Below are 15312 nucleotides of genomic sequence, written 5' to 3'. Positions count from 1 at the left end.
CGATGACCTTGACGGCACCGACGCCCCGCCCTACTTTCGATAATCGGTGAAGCGGGTCACACATCCGCCGCACCGCGACGCACCGGGAGACCGAACGTGACCGAGACGATGCAGGCCCTGGTGGTCCTGGAACCGGACGAGCTGGAGATCCAGGAGAAGCCGATCCCCCAGCCGGGACGCAACGAGGTGCTCGCCCGGGTGCGGGCGACCTCGATCTGCGGCACCGACGCGCACCTCATCCACGGCCACTACCCCGGCTTCTGGCCGCCGGCCTTCCCGTTCACCCCCGGCCACGAGTGGGCCGGCGAGATCGTCGCCCTCGGGGAGAACGCGGCGGCCTTCGGCTTCTCGGTGGGCGACCGGGTCGCCGGCACCAGCCACAACGCCTGCGGGGCCTGCCAGAAGTGCGTCGAGGGGCAGTACAACCTCTGCGAGAACTACGGCAAGCCCGGGCTGCACGCCCAGTACGGGCACAACGTGCAGGGCTGCGACGCCACCTACGTCGTGCACGACGTGAAGTGCGTCTTCCCGCTGCCCGACGAGGTGTCCTTCGAGGAGGGCGCCGTCGTCGACCCGGCCAGCATCGCGCTGCACGTGGCCCGCCGCGGCAACATCAAGCCCGGGGACACCGTGGCGGTGACCGGCGCCGGCGCGATCGGCCTGCTCGCCGGCGACGCGGCCACGATCTGTGGCGCCGCCCGGGTGGTCGTCGTCGGCCGCGGGCACCGGCTGCAGAAGGCCGCGGCTCTCGGGTTCCTGACCGTGGACACCACCGCCGGCGACCCGGTCGCGGCGGTCCGCGGGCTCACCGGCGGGCTGGGCGCCGACGTCGTCCTGGAGTGCGCCGGGGTCCCCGAGACGCTGACCTGGGCGATGGCGATGCTGCGCCGCGGCGGCCGCTGCGCGATGGTCGGCATCCCGACCGAGGACGTCGCCCTCCGCCTGCAGTCGCTCGTGCTCGACGAGCTCGAACTGGTCGGCTCGCGCGCCTCGGCCGGGGAGATGCGGCGGGTCATGCCGTTCGTCGCCGACGGCCGGATGCGCGTCGGCGAGCTGATCACGCACCACTTCCCGCTGTCGGAGTACGCCGAGGCGCTGGCCGTCTTCGACGACCGCTCCAGCGGTGCCGTCAAGATCATCATCCATCCCTGACCGGCCGTCCCGGGAGAAGGCAACGATGACGGAGTACCACCGGCCGACCAGCCGTGCCGACGCGCTCGCCGCGCTCGCCGCGGGGGGCCCGCGGGCCCGACCCCTGGTGGGCGGCACCGACCTGCTGGTCGGCCTGCGGCACCACCACGACGCCGTCGACGCCTTCGTCGACCTCAAGGGCGTGACCGACCTGCCCGAGCCGGTCGTCGTGACCGACGACGCCGTGCGGATCGGTCCCACCTTCACCATGGGCGAGCTCGTCGGCCACCCCGTCGTCCGCGCGTGGTTCCCGGCCCTGGTCGAGGCGGCCCTCACCGTCGGGTCCGTGGCGATCCGCAACCGGGCCAGCCTGATCGGCAACTCGTGCAACGCCTCCCCGGCCGCGGACACCGCTCCCCCGCTGCTCGTGCACGGCGCCCGGGTGACGATCACCTCCCTGGACGGCGACCGGACGGCGTCGCTGGACGAGTTCTTCCTCGGCCCGCGCCGGACGCTGTGCGGGCCCGGCGAGCTGGTCACCCGGCTCGACCTGCCCCGCCCCGCCCCGGGCTCCGGCTCGGCCTTCCGTCGGCTCACCCGGCGCCGGGGGGTCGACCTGGCGACGGTCAGCGTCGCCGCCCGCGTCGGCCCCGACGGCGGGCTGGTGGTCGGGATGGGTGCGGTCGGCCCGCGGCCGCTGCGCACCGAGGTCCCCGGCCCGGTCGACCTCACCGACGACACGTCGCTGGACCGGGCGCTGGACGAGCTGCTGGCGGTCGCCACCCCGATCACCGACGTGCGGGGCAGCCGCGAGTACCGGCTCGCGACGCTCCGCGTACTGACCAAGCGCGCGGTCCTCGCTGCGGCGGACCGCCGGGACCCCAGGGAGATGGCGTCGTGACCAGCACCGCCCGCATACCCGACCACCTCGACGACGACCCGCTGGAGACGGTCACGCTGACCGTCAACGGCAGCCAGCGCACCGTCGCCGTCCCCACCCACCGCACCCTCCTCGACGGCCTCCGCGACGAGGTCGGGCTGCCCGGCACCAAGAGCTGCTGCGCCGAGGGCGAGTGCGGGGCGTGCACCGTGCTGCTCGACGGCCGGGCGGTGAACTCCTGCCTGGTGCTGTGCGTGGAGGCCGAGGGACACGAGGTCACCACCGTCGAGGGGCTGTCCGCCGACGGGCTCACCGACCTGCAGGAGGAGTTCCTCAACGCCGGGGCCGTGCAGTGCGGGTTCTGCATCCCCGGCCAGGTGGTGTCCGCGGAGTACCTGCTGCGGACCAACCCCGACCCGGACGAGGCCCAGATCCGCGAGGCGCTGTCGGGCAACCTGTGCCGCTGCGCCGGCTACCAGCGCATCGTCCGCGCGGTGCAGGCCACGGCGGCGCGCAGGAGCGAGCGGTGACCACGGCCCCGGAACGAGCCATCGAGCAGCGCGACGCGCTCGGCGAGCCCTCGGACCCCTACCCGCAGGGCCAGGTCGGCCGGCCGGTGCTCCGCTATGGCGGCGGCGACCGGACCTCGGGCGCCCAGCGCTTCGTGGCCGACCTGCGCTTCCCCGGGTCGCTGCAGGTCGCGCTGGTGACGGTGCCGGTGGGCTGCGCCGACGTCCTCGGCATCGACGCCACCGCCGCCCGCGCCGTCCCGGGCGTCGTCGACGTGGTCACCGCGGCCGACCTGCCCTCGCCGATGCCGCGGTTCGGGGTGTCCCACACCGACCGGCCGGTGCTCGCCGACGGCCGGGTCAACTACCACGGCGAGCCGGTCGCGGCCGTCGTCGCCGAGACCCTCGACGCCGCCCAGGTCGCCGCCCGGGCGGTGCGCGTCGACTTCCGGGAGCTGCCCGGCGTCTACACCCTCGACGACGCCCTGGCCCCGGGTGCCCACCGGGTGCAGGACCCCTCGCTGCGCCCCGGCCACGCGCTGGCCGACTCGAACGTGCTGGAGGAGGCGCACTACACCTGGGGCGACGTCGAGGCCGAGGAGGCGCGCACCGAGGTGGTGGTCGAGGAGACCTACACCTTCCCGATGGTCACCCACTTCCCGATCGAGCCGGGGGGCACCGTCGCCGTCCCGACCGACGCCGGCGGGCTCGACGTCTACTCCCCCGTCCAGCACCCCTACCTGCTGCAGCGCACCCTCGCCTCGGTGCTGGGCCTGCCGCTGAACCAGGTGCGGGTCTTCGCCCCGGACCCCGGCGGCGGCTTCGGTGGCAAGCAGAACCCGAAGCTCGAGCCGCTGCTGGCCTTCCTGGCGCTGCGCACCCGACGGACCTGCCGGCTGGTGCTCTCCCTGGAGGAGACCTTCCAGAGCATGCGCCGGGCCGGCTGCCGGATCGCCGCCCGCACCGGCTTCGCCGCCGACGGCGCGCTCACCTTCCACTCCGTCGACGCCGACTTCCTCATCGGCGCCTACGCCGACGTCGCCCCCCGCGTGATGGGCAAGGGCAGCTACGTCGCGGCCGGGCCGTACCGCATCCCCGGGGTGCGGATCGACGCCCGAGCGGTCATGACGAACACCACCCCCAGCACCGCGTTCCGCGGCTTCGGCAGCCCGCAGGTGTCCTGGGCGCTGGAGTCCCAGCTCGACGCCGGCGCCCGGCGGCTCGGCCTCGACGGGCTGGAGGTCCGCCGCCGCAACCTGGTCGCGAAGGGCGAGGCGTTCGTGCGCGGCGAGTCGGCCGCGGCGGCGGACGGCGAGTGGCACCAGAGCCTGGAGAAGGCCGCCGAGCTGATCGGCTGGGGCACGCCGCTGCCGCCGGGCCGGGGCCGGGGCATCGCCGTGGGCATCAAGCCCGGGGCGACCTCGGGCCTCTCGCAGAGCCTGGTCCGGCTGCTGGCCGACGGCAGCGCGATCGTCTACGCGGGCACCTCGGACATGGGCCAGGGCGCACGGACGCTGTGGCAGCAGATCGTCGCCGACGAGCTGGGCGCCCCTCTCGACCAGGTGAGCGTGGTCAGCGGGGACACCGGCACCGTGCCCTTCGACCTGCAGACCTCCGCCAGCCGCTCGACGGTGTTCATGGGCTCGGCGGTGCTGGAGGCCTGCAAGGACGTGCGCCAGCGGGTGCTGGCGCTCTACGCCGAGTCGACCGGCGTCCCGCCCGAGCAGCTGGAGGAGCGGCCCGGCGTGCTGGTGACCCCCGACGGCGAGCTCGGTCTGCCGGAGGCGGCCCGGGTGGCCCTCGGGTCGCTGCGCGGTGAGTTCATGGGCCAGGGCACCCGGCGGCTGCGCGGCAAGGGCAAGCACCCGCTCGGCGGGGACGCGGCGTTCTACGAGTTCAACGCCACCGCGATCGAGGTCGAGGTCGACCGGGAGACCGGCGAGCTGCTGCTGACCCGGCACGTGACGGTCAGCGACGTCGGCACCGAGTTGAACCCGCTGCAGGTCGTCTCGCAGGACGAGGGCGCCGCGATCATGGGCCTGGGCCACAGCCAGATGGAGCAGCTGCTGCTCGACGAGCACGGCCGGATCCGGAACCTCGGCGCCCTGGACTACCGGATCCCGACCTTCAAGGACGTCCCCGTCGAGCTGGTCAGCGCCGCCGTGGAGAACCACGACGGCCCGGGCCCCTACGGCTCGAAGGGGATCAGCGAGGGCGCGCTGCTGTGCACCGCCGGCGCGCTGGGCGCCGCGGTGGCCGACGCCGCCGGCGTGGTGATCCGAGACCTGCCGCTGACCCCTGAACGGGTCTGGGCGGCGATCCAGGCGGCCGAGGCCGCGGAGCAGGACGCCGGGTCCGCCGAGGGCCCGGCGCGGCACCACCCCCACCGTTCCCCCGTCACAGAGGAGTGACCATGTCCCGCAAGCCCGTCGTCTGTCTCGCCGGCACCCTGGACACCAAGGGCACCGAGTACGCCTACGTCCGGGACGCCCTGCTCGCCCAGGACGTCGACGTCCTGGTGGTCGACTGCGGCGTCCTCGGCGAGCCGTACTTCCCGCCGGACGTCCCGGCCAGCGAGGTGGCGTCCCGGGCGGGCGTGCAGCTCTCCGACTTCGCGGCGGGCGTCGAGGGGGGCGCCGGCGGGCGGAACGTCGCCATCACGAAGATGAGCGAGGGCCTCCGCCTGCTGCTCGCCGAGCTGTGCGAGCAGGGCCGGATCGACGCGGTGCTCGGCCTCGGCGGCACCGGCGGCACCGACCTGCTCGGCGGCGCGCTGCAGAACCTCGGCATCGGGGTGCCCAAGCTGATCGTCAGCACCATGGCCTCGAACAACACCCGGCCCTACGTCGGGCACTCGGACATGATGATGATGAACGCCGTCACCGACATCGCCGGGCTCAACCGCATCTCCAAGCAGGTGCTGAGCAACGCCGCACACGCGGCCGCCGGCCTGGCGCGGGGCTACGAGACCACCCGGTCGCAGGCCGAGGCCAGCAAGCCGCTCATCGCGATCTCGATGTTCGGGGTGACCACCCCGGGCGTCATGCGCATCCGCGAGCAGCTGGAGGACAACGGCTTCGAGGTCGTCACCTTCCACGCGGTCGGCGAGGGCGCGGGCATGGAGCACCTGATCGACACCGGCGCCATCGACGGGCTGATCGACTACACGCTGCCGGAGATCATCAACCACTGGAACAAGGGCATCTTCGACCCGGGTGTGGACCGGATGGAGGCGGCGATCCGCACCGGGATCCCGCTGGTCGTCGTCCCCGGTGCGGCCGAGTGCTTCAACTTCGGTGCCCGCGACACCATCCCCGCCGAGTTCGACACCGACGAGCGCAACATCATCATCCACAACCCGAACATCACCTCGCTGCTCGCCACCCCGGACGAGATGCGCCGGCTGGGCGAGTACATCGCCGACCACGTCAACCGCGCCCCCGGCCCGAAGGCGGTCGCCCTGCCCCTCGACGGGCTGGACAACTACTTCAAGGAGGGCAGCCAGTGGCACGGCGTCGACGTGACGCCGCTGCTGGACACCCTCCGCAGCGCTCTGGACCCGACCGTCCAGGTGGTCGAGATGGACGCCAACATCAACGACACCGCGTTCGCCGACGCCGTCTACGCGCTCTTCGTCGAGCAGTGGGAGCAGCGCAAGGAGGCCGGGATCCCGGCCGCCGGCGTGACCACCGCCGGCTGACCCGTCCCGCCCCACCACCCGTCGCCGGGACGCCGCCACCGAGGCGGCGTCCCGGCGTGTTCGTCCCCGACCCGGAGGTCCCATGACCCAGCACCTGTTCCTGCTCCGCCACGGTGAGGTCACCTCGCACCGCGGCGACGTCCCGGTGACCGATGAGGGCCTGCAGACCGCGGTCGAGGTGGGCCGGCGGCTCGCCGGCCGGGCCGACGGCCCGATCCGGGTGATCAGCGGCGAGACCCGCCGGACCCGGGACACCGCCGCCGCGGTCGCCCGGGGTGCCCGCGAGGCCGGCGCCGAGGTGCTGGAGGAGGGCGTCGCGTTCGCGCTGCGCAACCCCGACCTCTACCTCGCCGGCGTGCGCGTCGACATGGTCAGCAGCGAGGCCGCCTTCGCCGCCCAAGTGCCCGGCCTCACCGAGGCCGACGTCGCGAAGGTGTCCTTCTTCAGCGAGTGGCTGACCGCCCCGGACCGGGTGGGCTGGTGGGTCCGGCACCCGGAGCCGCCGGGTGACGACGCGGCCGCCGTGGCCGCCCGCATCCGCACCTTCGCCGGCAGCCTCGCCGACCGGTCCGACGCCACCGCCTTCACCGTGGCGGTCACCCACTCCCCCGTCCTGCGCGCCTGCGGCGTGGAGGTCACCGGCGGCGACACCGGGGAGCCGCGCTGGCTGGCCGGTCTGGAGGCGGAGGTCTCCGCCGACCGGTCGGTGACGCTGAGGGTGCTGCCCGAGGCCCCCTGACCTCCCCGGGGTGACCCTGGAGCCGGTGCGCGGCACCGGCTCCGGGAACACCGCCCAGGTGGTTGACAGGCGAGGGATCGAGAATCGATTATGTGAGCCACCGGTCAGCGCCGACCAGACGGCTCTCGTCGCACCGGGAAACCGTGGCGCCGGGGACGGCCCGGCCGCCGACGCCCCAGGGAGGTTCCGTCGTGCAGCGCGTGACGCCCCATGTCTTCACGTCCACCGAGATCCGTGGCTGCAACCCCAGCTACGTCGTGACCTCCGCCGGCGTGGTGGTCATCGACACCCCGCAGCTGCCCACCAAGGCGGTCGCGATGCGTCGGCAGGCCGAGGAGCACGGCCCGATCCGGTTCGTGGTCAACACCGAGCACCACGTCGACCACATCTTCGGCAACTACTGGTTCAAGGGCGCCGGCGAGGTCGTCCACCACCGGGGCGTCGCGGACAACTTCATGGTCCCGACCCCGGACCTAGACCCGTTCGTCTACGCGCTCGAGGCGATCCCGACCGACGACCCCGCCGCCGCGGACATCGTCCCGGACCGGGACACCTACTACGAGGACCCGAACGCCGGCGACCTCGTGTTCACCGGGGACCTGGAGCTCGCGGTCGGCGACACGACCTTCCACCTCATCCACACCCCCGGGCACACCCCCGGCCAGGTCGCGGTCTTCGTGCCCGAGCAGCGCGTCGTCTTCACCGGCGACACGGTCTTCTCCGAGTGCCAGACGTGGCTGATGACCTCCGACATCGACCAGTGGGTCGGCGCCCTCGACGTGATCAGCAGCCTGGACGTCGACATCGTCGTGCCCGGCCACGGGCCGGTGACCACGCCGTCCTACCTGGCCACCCAGAAGGCCGTGCTGCTGGAGTGGACCAGCGCCGTCGCCGAGGCGGTGGCCCAGGGCTGGTCCCGTGAGGAGACGATCGCGCGGGTCGACTTCCGCGACAAGTTCGGCCCGGTCGACGTCGGACAGGGCTACATGATGGACCACATCCAGACGCTGAACGCCGCCTCGCTGTGGGACAAGTTCACCGCCAAGCGCCCGCCCGTCCGCTGAAGTCCCGTCCCCCGCTCCCCCGCACCCGGAGGTCCCCGCACGTCATGACGCAGGCCAGCACGGACGAACTGCAGCGCTTCACCCTCCGCGACCGCGTCGCCGTCGTCGCCGGTGGCTCCGGCGGTGTCGGCGTCCGCACCTGCGGCGCCCTCGCCGCGGTCGGGGCGAAGGTGGCCGTCATCGGCCGCTCCGAGGAGCGGCTCGCCGAGGCCCGGAAGGCGGTGGAGGACGCCGGCGGCGAGGCCCTGGTCATCCCCGGCGACATGGCCGACAAGAGCGCCGCGGACGACGCGGTGCAGCAGACGCTGGACGCCTTCGGCCGGGTCGACGTCCTGGTCAACGGCATCGGTGGCGGTGCGGGCACCGCGCTGTACCCGGCCGAGGAGTACCCGCAGGCGGAGTGGGACCGGATCCTCGACCTCAACCTCACGACGGCGCTGCTGGTCTCCCAGGCCGCCGCCCGGGCGATGATCTCCGGCGGCCGCGGCGGCTCGGTGCTCAACGTCAGCTCGGTGCGCGGCCAGCTCGGCATCGACGCCGGCTACTCCGCCTACGTCGCGGCCAAGGGCGCCATGGACGCACTGACCCGCCAGCACGCCACCGAGTGGGCCAAGCACGGCATCCGGGTCAACGCCATCTCCCCCACCTTCGTGCGCACGCCGCAGGCGGCCTCGCTGCTCGCCCAGCCGGGGTTCTACGACAACCTGGTGAGCCGCATCCCGCTGCGCCGGATCGCCGACCCCGACGACCTGGTCGGTGCCCTGCTGTTCTTCTGCTCCGACGCGTCCTCGTTCGTCACGGGTCAGGTCCTCACGCTGGACGGCGGCCTGACGGCCACCCAGTGACCACCGCCACCTGCGCGGTCGTCCGCGACCAGGGCGGCCCGTTCCTGCTCGAGCAGGTGCAGGTCACCGGGCCGCGCCCTGACGAGGTGCTCGTCGAGGTGGTGGCCGCCGGCATGTGCCACACCGACCTGCTGGTGCGCGACTCCCGGCCCGCGGTGCTGCCGGCTGTCGTCGGCCACGAGGGCGCCGGGGTGGTGCGGGAGGTCGGCAGCGAGGTGCGCGGCGTCGGCCCCGGCGACCCCGTCGTCCTCAGCTTCCCGTCGTGCGGGGTGTGCGTCCGGTGCCGGACCGGCCGCTCGGCGTACTGCGACTCGATCGCGAGCCTGAAGTTCGGCTGCCGCCGTCCGGACGGCACCGTGGCAACCACCGACGCGCAGGGCGAGCCGGTCGGCGACCACTTCTTCGGTCAGTCGTCGTTCGGCACCCTCGCGGTCGCGAACGCCCGCAGCGTGGTCCGCGTGCCCGAGGACGTCGACCTGCGGGTCACCGGGCCGGTGGCCTGCGGGGTGCAGACCGGCGCGGGGACGGTGCTGGACGTCCTGCGGGTGCCTCCGGGCTCGTCCATCGCGGTCTTCGGCGCCGGCTCGGTGGGGCTCTGCGCGGTCATGGCCGCGCGGCTGTGCGGCGCCACGACGATCGTCGCGGTCAACCGCCGGGCCTCCCGCCTGGCGCTCGCCGCCGAGTTCGGCGCGACCCACCTGGTGAGCCCGAACGACGTCGACCCGGTCGAGGCGATCCGGGAGGCCACGGGTGGCCGGGGTGTGGAGTTCGCGTTCGAGACCACCGGCGTCCCGGAGGTGCTCACCCAGGCCGTGCGGTCGCTGGACTCCCTGGGCACCTGCGCCTACGTCGGGACGGCTGCCCCCGGCGAGCTGGGCGGCATCCCCATGCTGGAGGCGATGACGAAGGGCCTCACCGTGCGCGGGGTCCTGCAGGGCGACAGCACCCCGGCCCGCACCATCCCCCGACTGCTGGACCTGCACCGGCGCGGCCTGCTGCCCTTCGACCGGCTGATCACGCACTACCGCCTCGACCAGATCAACCAGGCGGCCGCCGACACCGAGACCGGCGACGTCGTCAAGCCGGTCCTGCTGATGCCGGCCGCCTGAGCCCGACCGACGGGATCGACCCGCGTCATGGGCACGATGAGCGCTCTGCCGTACATGACGGGGCTCGGATCTCTGGCGCGACAACCGGCTCTGTGGAACACGCCGGGCTGGATCAACACCCTGTCCCATCACCCCGGGCAGGATCATGCGCGGTCCGCGTCCCTGGGAGGGGCTTTGCTCGGCAGAAGCGTCATCCTCGGCTCGACCGCGCTGCTGCTCGCACTGACCGTCGGATGTACCGCCTCGGAGGACACCTCGGAGGCTGCGTCCCCGACGACGCCGAGCCCGGCGTCGTCGCCGACTGCCGCACCGACCACGGCGCCCGCGGTGAGCGCCCCCACCGCCGCGCCGGACGAGGCCGATGTCCCGGTTGAGCGCGATGCCGACTACACGGAGGCCGCCTCCGTCTTCGGTGACGAGGGGATCCGTCTGGCCCTGCTGGATGACGCCCGCATCGCCCGTCTCGCGCTGGCCGACTGCCGACGGTGGCGGACCGGCCAGGTCGACCCCGAACTCGCCGCGCTGGTGAGCCCCCAGCTGCTCGACCGTGCGCTTGAGGAGTTGGACGGGCCGACGGGGTCACCACCCTCGCTGCTGTCCGACCTGCCCACCCATGACGGCAACGGCCACAACGAAGCCGCCGCGGTACGCAAGGGCTGCGACGGCAGCTCCCCACTGCACTACGAGACCAGCCACCGCCAGGCGGCGGTGACGGTCGACCGCACCGGCACTCGACCCCGCTTGCGGATGGTGGCGACCTGCGCCATGAACGTGCGGTTCGGCGATGAGGTCGTGGGTGCCGCCCAGGACTGGACGTTCACCTCCACCCCGACCGCGAGTGGCTGGCTACTCACCGACGCCGCGACCACGGCAGACGTCAACTGGTTCCCCGGCTTGCCAGAGGGGTGAGCACCGGGGCTGCAGCTACTCCGAGCAGGGGCCGCTCGGCGAGGCTGCGCCTTGTGCGGCAGCACGATCGACCATGAGTTGGACCCTTGAGTGGAGGCGCGGCCATCCGCTCATCCCTCGAGATGAGTTCACCCGCAGGGGTCGGCGGGATGCCTGGATTACCACAGCCAGCTAGTACTGCGACCGCGACCACCCACATGAAGCGCCGCACGGAGGAAGACCAGGAGCGGCGGCCACCCCATTACCGACGTCCGAGTGCCTCAGTACCGCAGGCGCCGTCGGTCACCGCCTGCGGACACGGTTGGTGTCCCTGAAGGCGGCCTCTGGGACACCGTCACGAGCACGGCTGCACGTGGGGGCGTCAGACGGTTCGGCCGAGGAGTGCTGCCTCTCGAGTAGCCCGTGCCCCCGCCGACGCCGCCATCACGTTTCCTGAGGACTCCCTTTTTGGCGAGCCCGGCTGTGTCGCTTGCTGCCCTCGCTCACCGGCTCATGGCCCTCGTGAGGTGCGCGTCCAGGACGGGCACGAGCCAGGTGGCGTAGCCGACGGTGACGTGGTTGTCGTCGCGGTAGACGAGCTGGTCGCCGACGATGACCGGGCAGCGTGCGGCCGTGCAAAAGAGGTCGGTCAGATGGGCGTAGTGACCGCCGCCGGCTGCGGTCGCCCGCTCCTCCTCGGCGATGCCGGCGTCGTTCACCGCGACGGCGCGCTCGGGGCTGCAGGCGGTGGCCGAGTCCAGGTGTTCGGAGAGGCACGTCGGAACGAAGGAGTGCGGATCCGGAACCGGACCCAGCACGAGGACGGCGGCGCCGGTGGAGCGCAACTCCCCGACGAGGCGCGTCAGGCTGTCGAGCCACTGCGGGCTGTAGACAGTGAACCCGTAGTCGGGGCCGTACCGGCGGGACATGCTGACGACGATGAGGGCCGGTCGTTCGCTCCGCAGCCGCTCGAGGATCTGGCCCCGCCATTGCGCGCACTCGGTGTACGTCCGGCCCAGATAGGGGCTGGTGATAGGCAGGTCCTGCAGTGGGCAGGTCACTTTTCCCATGGTCTCCAGCCGCCACTGGCGCTGGGCGGCGATCCGCTCCAGGGCCGGAGACCACATCGCAGCGTGCGAGTCTCCGACCAGCGCCACCCTGGTCGCGGATGTGGTGGCCCCGTAGGCGCACTCGTCCTGGCCCACGTACAGCCACGACCGCACGCAACCGTTGACGAACACCTCAGGTTTCTCTGCGAAGGCGTCGGCGAGCGGAGGAGTCAGGTTGGAGGGCACGGCCTGGACGTCGGCAGACGCGGCGACCGCGGACCGGACCTGGTCGGTCATCGCCTTCAGTGCCGCCTCCGCAGGGTCCCGGGACGGAGGCGCCGGCGTGGCCGAATCCGGCTGCGCCGCCTGCGACTCGATCTCCGGAGCCCGTGCCGCCGCCCCGCGCCCCACCGGTACCGGAACGACGGCCAGCAGAACCAGCGACGCGGCAACGCCAGATGCGGTGAGGCCACCGCCCAATAGGAGGCTGCGGCCACCGGAGCCGCGCAGGGTCGCCGCCGAGCGGATCGGGTTCTCCACGGCCACAAGCGTGAGCATCGCCAGGACCCCTGCCACCGCGGCTGCCAGCAGGCGCGCGGCGAGGTCCAGGGAGTGGCCGACGATCACCGGCGTCAGCAGCAGCACCGGCCAGTGCCAGAGGTACCAGGAGTACGACAGTCGTCCGACCAGGCGCATCGGCGGAGTAGAAAGCGGCGCGCCCACTCCCGACGTCGGCCGCGCGCAGCCACCGATCACCACAAGCGCCGCGCCCAGGACCGGCAACAGCGCGGCGACGCCGGGGTAGGGAGTGGATTGGTCCAATCGCACGCAGGCCAGCACGATGAGCGCGAGCCCGGCCCACCCCATGAGACCGGCTGACAGCGGCGGCAGCCGGCGCCACCACGCAACGCTGAAGGCCACCATCCCACCCACCGCCAGCTGCCACGCGCGCGCCGGAAGTGAGAAGAACGCCCACGGTGGCAGGTCGGTCGTCCACCGGAGCGAAAGCGCGAAGGAGGCTGCCGCGACCACCCCCAGGACCAGCAGCGGTGGAAGCATCGACCTGCCGGGGGCCGGCCGCCCACGGTCGTGGGCGCGGGTGAGCCACGAGATGAGTCCCATGGTGGCGATCACCACCCACGGCCAGAACAGGTAGAACTGCTCCTCCACGCCGAGAGACCAATAGTGCTGGACCGGCGAGGGCGGAACGTCCGCGGCCAGGTAGTCGGTGCCCTGGACGGCGAGCCGATAGTTGCCGACATACAGCCCGGCGGCCACGGCGTCGCCCAGAACAGACCGCGCTTGCAGCGGGGGCAACAGCCAGGCCGCCGCCACCGCGGTCGTGATCAGGACCAGAACACCTGCCGGCAGAAGGCGGCGGGCACGGGCGCCGTAGAACCGGCCCAGCCGAAGCCTTCCAGTCCTCTCCGTCTCCCGCCACAGCAGACCGGTTATCAGGAACCCCGAGATGACGAAGAAGACGTCGACGCCCACGAAGCCGCCTGAGAAGCCGGGCACCTCCGCGTGAAACAGCACCACCGCCAGCACGGCGACGGCGCGCAGCCCCTCGATGTCGGGACGGAACCGGGAGGCCCGCCCGCGGTCCTCCATCCAACAGAGGCTAGACACACCACTGGCACTACGCTGCCGGTGTCCCTGAGTTGGCCCCTCAGGGTCACGCGCTCCAGCCTCGCCCACAGGGCGGCTTCAGGACCACCTCCACCACCGGCGAGAACGTCACCCGGGGAAGACCGACGGCGCGTTTCCGAACGGGGTGCCCGTGCGCTTCCCGCACCGCCGGCAGATCTTGTCGTCCGGACTTGAGGGCCGCTCGCCGTCCGGGTGTCGCTGGACGTAGGAGTGAAACCCGAATCGGCACCGCAGTGGCTTCCGAGTCATGGGCCAACGCTAGGAGTCGCCGATCCCGCCGGGAAAGGGAGTACGGCCCGGCGCGCCAGGGCCCCTCCCCCATGATCGCCCAGGGTGGGCCGCTTGGAGACAAGGCGGCCTCCAGGACAGTCTGAGAGGCGACGAACTCGGTGATGCGGAGCCGTGCGTCCGTCAGGGCTGGGCCCCACGATCAGGAACATGAGGAGCGTCGGCGCGCGCGGCGTTGCTTGCGATTGCGGAAATGAGCTGTGGCCACGCACCGCGAGGGAGATCGTGGCCCATGCCTGGGACTAATACGAGGCGTGCGCCCGGAATGGCCTGCGCCGTGGCCAGCCCGCCGGAGAAGTGGCACATCGGGTCCATGGTGCCGTGGACCACGACGCTGGGCGCCGTGACGTGTCGCAGTGCCTCGGTGCGGTCGCCGGCGGCGCGTACTGCTCGGTGCTGACGACGGCGGCCGTCGCGTGCGAGGGGATCACGCCGGAACGCAGCTGCGGTGACCCGCCTCAGCTCGTCCAGGTCCTGGTCGAAGCCGGTCGATCCCACCGTCGCGAACACACGGACGCGGCGTTCGATCGCCTCCTGTTCGGTCCGGGGCGGTCTGGTGAGCATGTGGCGGAAGACGCGCATGGAGGTCCGGCCCACGCCCCGGCGGCCCGTCGTGGACATGAGCGAGGCCAGCGAGCGCACCCGGTCTGGATGCCTGATGACCATCGTCTGGGCGATCATTGCGCCGAGCGAGGCACCCACGACGTGTGCGGAGTCGACAGCCAGCGCGTCGAGGAGGCCGACGGTGTCTGCCTCCATGTCCTCGAGGCTGTAGCGGCGTCCCGACAGGTGCGTCGAGCGGCCCGCGTCGCGGTTGTCGAACCGGACCACCCGGAAGCCCTCGGCGGCGAGCTGCCGGCAGAAGTCCTCCGGCCAGTGGATGAGCTGTTGGCCCAGGCCCATGATGAGCAGCAGCGTGGATCGCCCGCGGTCACCAAACGCGTCGTAGCACAGATCGAGTGCGCCGACGGGGGCCAGCTTCTGCGCGTCGTGCCGCATCGGGCCGATCACGCCTCGGCCTCGCGCCCCTCGGCCTGAACACCGTGGTCGCAGACGGCGGGGATTCCCGACATCGACCAACTCCTTGCAGCGGGCCGGGGACAGCGGCGACGCAGCCGCAGGGCCTTAGTCCTCGCCGCTTCACCGCCGAAAACGTAGGACCGCGAACCGGGGCCGTGCGACCCACTTTCTAAAACCGCCCCGTTCCAGAGTCGCCCTGAGTGGGCCGCTCTGGGACATCGCCCGGAGGGCGGCCCCAGGGACACGGGCATCCACCGCGTAGGCGCGGGCCGACGTGTGCGACCTCAGCTCTGGTCAGGCCCCAGAGCGGTGAGTGTCCCGCCCCGGGTTCAGTGGAGGCTCGGAACTGACGCGGCGACGGTAGTCGCCGCGGTGTTGTGCCGGTAGAAGTTGTCTTCGTGTTCGGCCGGTGGGATCAGGCCGATTTCGCCGTGCAGGCG

At 72.6% G+C, this 15312-nt stretch carries 12 protein-coding genes; 10 read left to right on the top strand and 2 right to left on the bottom strand.

Features of this window, described 5'->3' with window-relative positions:
• The first annotated feature begins 96 nt into the window (after positions 1–96).
• The 10 genes from FHL79_RS04465 (at position 97) to FHL79_RS04420 (ending at position 10886) form a co-directional block, all read left to right on the top strand.
• Complete coding sequence (locus FHL79_RS04465) at positions 97–1152, top strand: zinc-dependent alcohol dehydrogenase (RefSeq protein ID WP_138757426.1); 1056 nt, start codon at positions 97–99, stop codon at positions 1150–1152.
• A gap of 25 nt (positions 1153–1177) precedes the next feature.
• Positions 1178–2032 (top strand): FAD binding domain-containing protein, encoded by an 855-nt coding sequence (locus tag FHL79_RS04460; RefSeq protein ID WP_138757425.1) that lies wholly within the window; start codon positions 1178–1180, stop codon positions 2030–2032.
• The gene (locus FHL79_RS04455) at positions 2029–2541 is read left to right on the top strand and encodes a (2Fe-2S)-binding protein (RefSeq protein ID WP_138757424.1); all 513 of its coding nucleotides are present in this window, start codon (positions 2029–2031) and stop codon (positions 2539–2541) included. The genes FHL79_RS04460 and FHL79_RS04455 overlap by 4 nt, the downstream gene beginning before the upstream one ends.
• Complete coding sequence (locus tag FHL79_RS04450; RefSeq protein ID WP_246080343.1) at positions 2538–4931, top strand: xanthine dehydrogenase family protein molybdopterin-binding subunit; 2394 nt, start codon at positions 2538–2540, stop codon at positions 4929–4931. Before FHL79_RS04455 ends, FHL79_RS04450 begins: the two co-directional genes overlap by 4 nt.
• A gap of 2 nt (positions 4932–4933) precedes the next feature.
• Positions 4934–6220 carry a Tm-1-like ATP-binding domain-containing protein gene (locus FHL79_RS04445; RefSeq protein WP_138757423.1) on the top strand — a complete coding sequence of 429 codons (1287 nt, stop codon included), beginning with the start codon at positions 4934–4936 and terminating at the stop codon, positions 6218–6220.
• Positions 6221–6302: 82 nt separating this feature from the next.
• Entirely contained in the window at positions 6303–6959 is a 657-nt protein-coding gene (locus FHL79_RS26075; RefSeq protein ID WP_138757422.1) for a histidine phosphatase family protein, read from the top strand.
• 191 nt (positions 6960–7150) lie between these two features.
• The gene (locus FHL79_RS04435; RefSeq protein WP_138757421.1) at positions 7151–8023 is read left to right on the top strand and encodes an MBL fold metallo-hydrolase; all 873 of its coding nucleotides are present in this window, start codon (positions 7151–7153) and stop codon (positions 8021–8023) included.
• A gap of 44 nt (positions 8024–8067) precedes the next feature.
• The gene (locus tag FHL79_RS04430) at positions 8068–8868 is read left to right on the top strand and encodes an SDR family NAD(P)-dependent oxidoreductase (protein WP_138757420.1); all 801 of its coding nucleotides are present in this window, start codon (positions 8068–8070) and stop codon (positions 8866–8868) included.
• Entirely contained in the window at positions 8865–9977 is a 1113-nt protein-coding gene (locus tag FHL79_RS04425) for an NAD(P)-dependent alcohol dehydrogenase (protein ID WP_138757419.1), read from the top strand. The genes FHL79_RS04430 and FHL79_RS04425 overlap by 4 nt, the downstream gene beginning before the upstream one ends.
• Positions 9978–10013: 36 nt before the next feature.
• Positions 10014–10886 (top strand): hypothetical protein, encoded by an 873-nt coding sequence (locus FHL79_RS04420; RefSeq protein WP_138757418.1) that lies wholly within the window; start codon positions 10014–10016, stop codon positions 10884–10886.
• A gap of 482 nt (positions 10887–11368) precedes the next feature.
• On the opposite strand, the gene FHL79_RS04415 is transcribed toward FHL79_RS04420, so the two are convergent.
• On the bottom strand, positions 11369–13525 hold the full coding sequence (locus FHL79_RS04415) for an acyltransferase family protein (protein ID WP_138757417.1): 2157 nt from the start codon (positions 13523–13525) through the stop codon (positions 11369–11371).
• 450 nt (positions 13526–13975) lie between these two features.
• Positions 13976–14863 carry an alpha/beta fold hydrolase gene (locus FHL79_RS04410; protein ID WP_218938323.1) on the bottom strand — a complete coding sequence of 296 codons (888 nt, stop codon included), beginning with the start codon at positions 14861–14863 and terminating at the stop codon, positions 13976–13978.
• Positions 14864–15312 lie beyond the last annotated feature (449 nt).

It is taken from the genome of Modestobacter altitudinis (assembly GCF_005930475.1).
Taxonomy (GTDB): Bacteria; Actinomycetota; Actinomycetes; order Mycobacteriales; family Geodermatophilaceae; genus Modestobacter; species Modestobacter altitudinis.
Note: the sequence above shows the minus strand (reverse complement) of the source record. Positions and strands in the feature narration are given on the sequence as shown.

Bases quoted from the DNA above. Each gene is read 5' to 3' on its own strand.
- FHL79_RS04445 (WP_138757423.1), top strand. From the start codon at position 4,934: ATGTCCCGCAAGCCCGTCGTCTGTCTCGCCGGCACCCTGGACACCAAG.
- FHL79_RS04430 (WP_138757420.1), top strand. From the start codon at position 8,068: ATGACGCAGGCCAGCACGGACGAACTGCAGCGCTTCACCCTCCGCGAC.
- FHL79_RS04420 (WP_138757418.1), top strand. From the start codon at position 10,014: ATGAGCGCTCTGCCGTACATGACGGGGCTCGGATCTCTGGCGCGACAA.
- FHL79_RS26075 (WP_138757422.1), top strand. From the start codon at position 6,303: ATGACCCAGCACCTGTTCCTGCTCCGCCACGGTGAGGTCACCTCGCAC.
- FHL79_RS04460 (WP_138757425.1), top strand. From the start codon at position 1,178: ATGACGGAGTACCACCGGCCGACCAGCCGTGCCGACGCGCTCGCCGCG.
- FHL79_RS04415 (WP_138757417.1), bottom strand. From the start codon at position 13,525: ATGGAGGACCGCGGGCGGGCCTCCCGGTTCCGTCCCGACATCGAGGGG.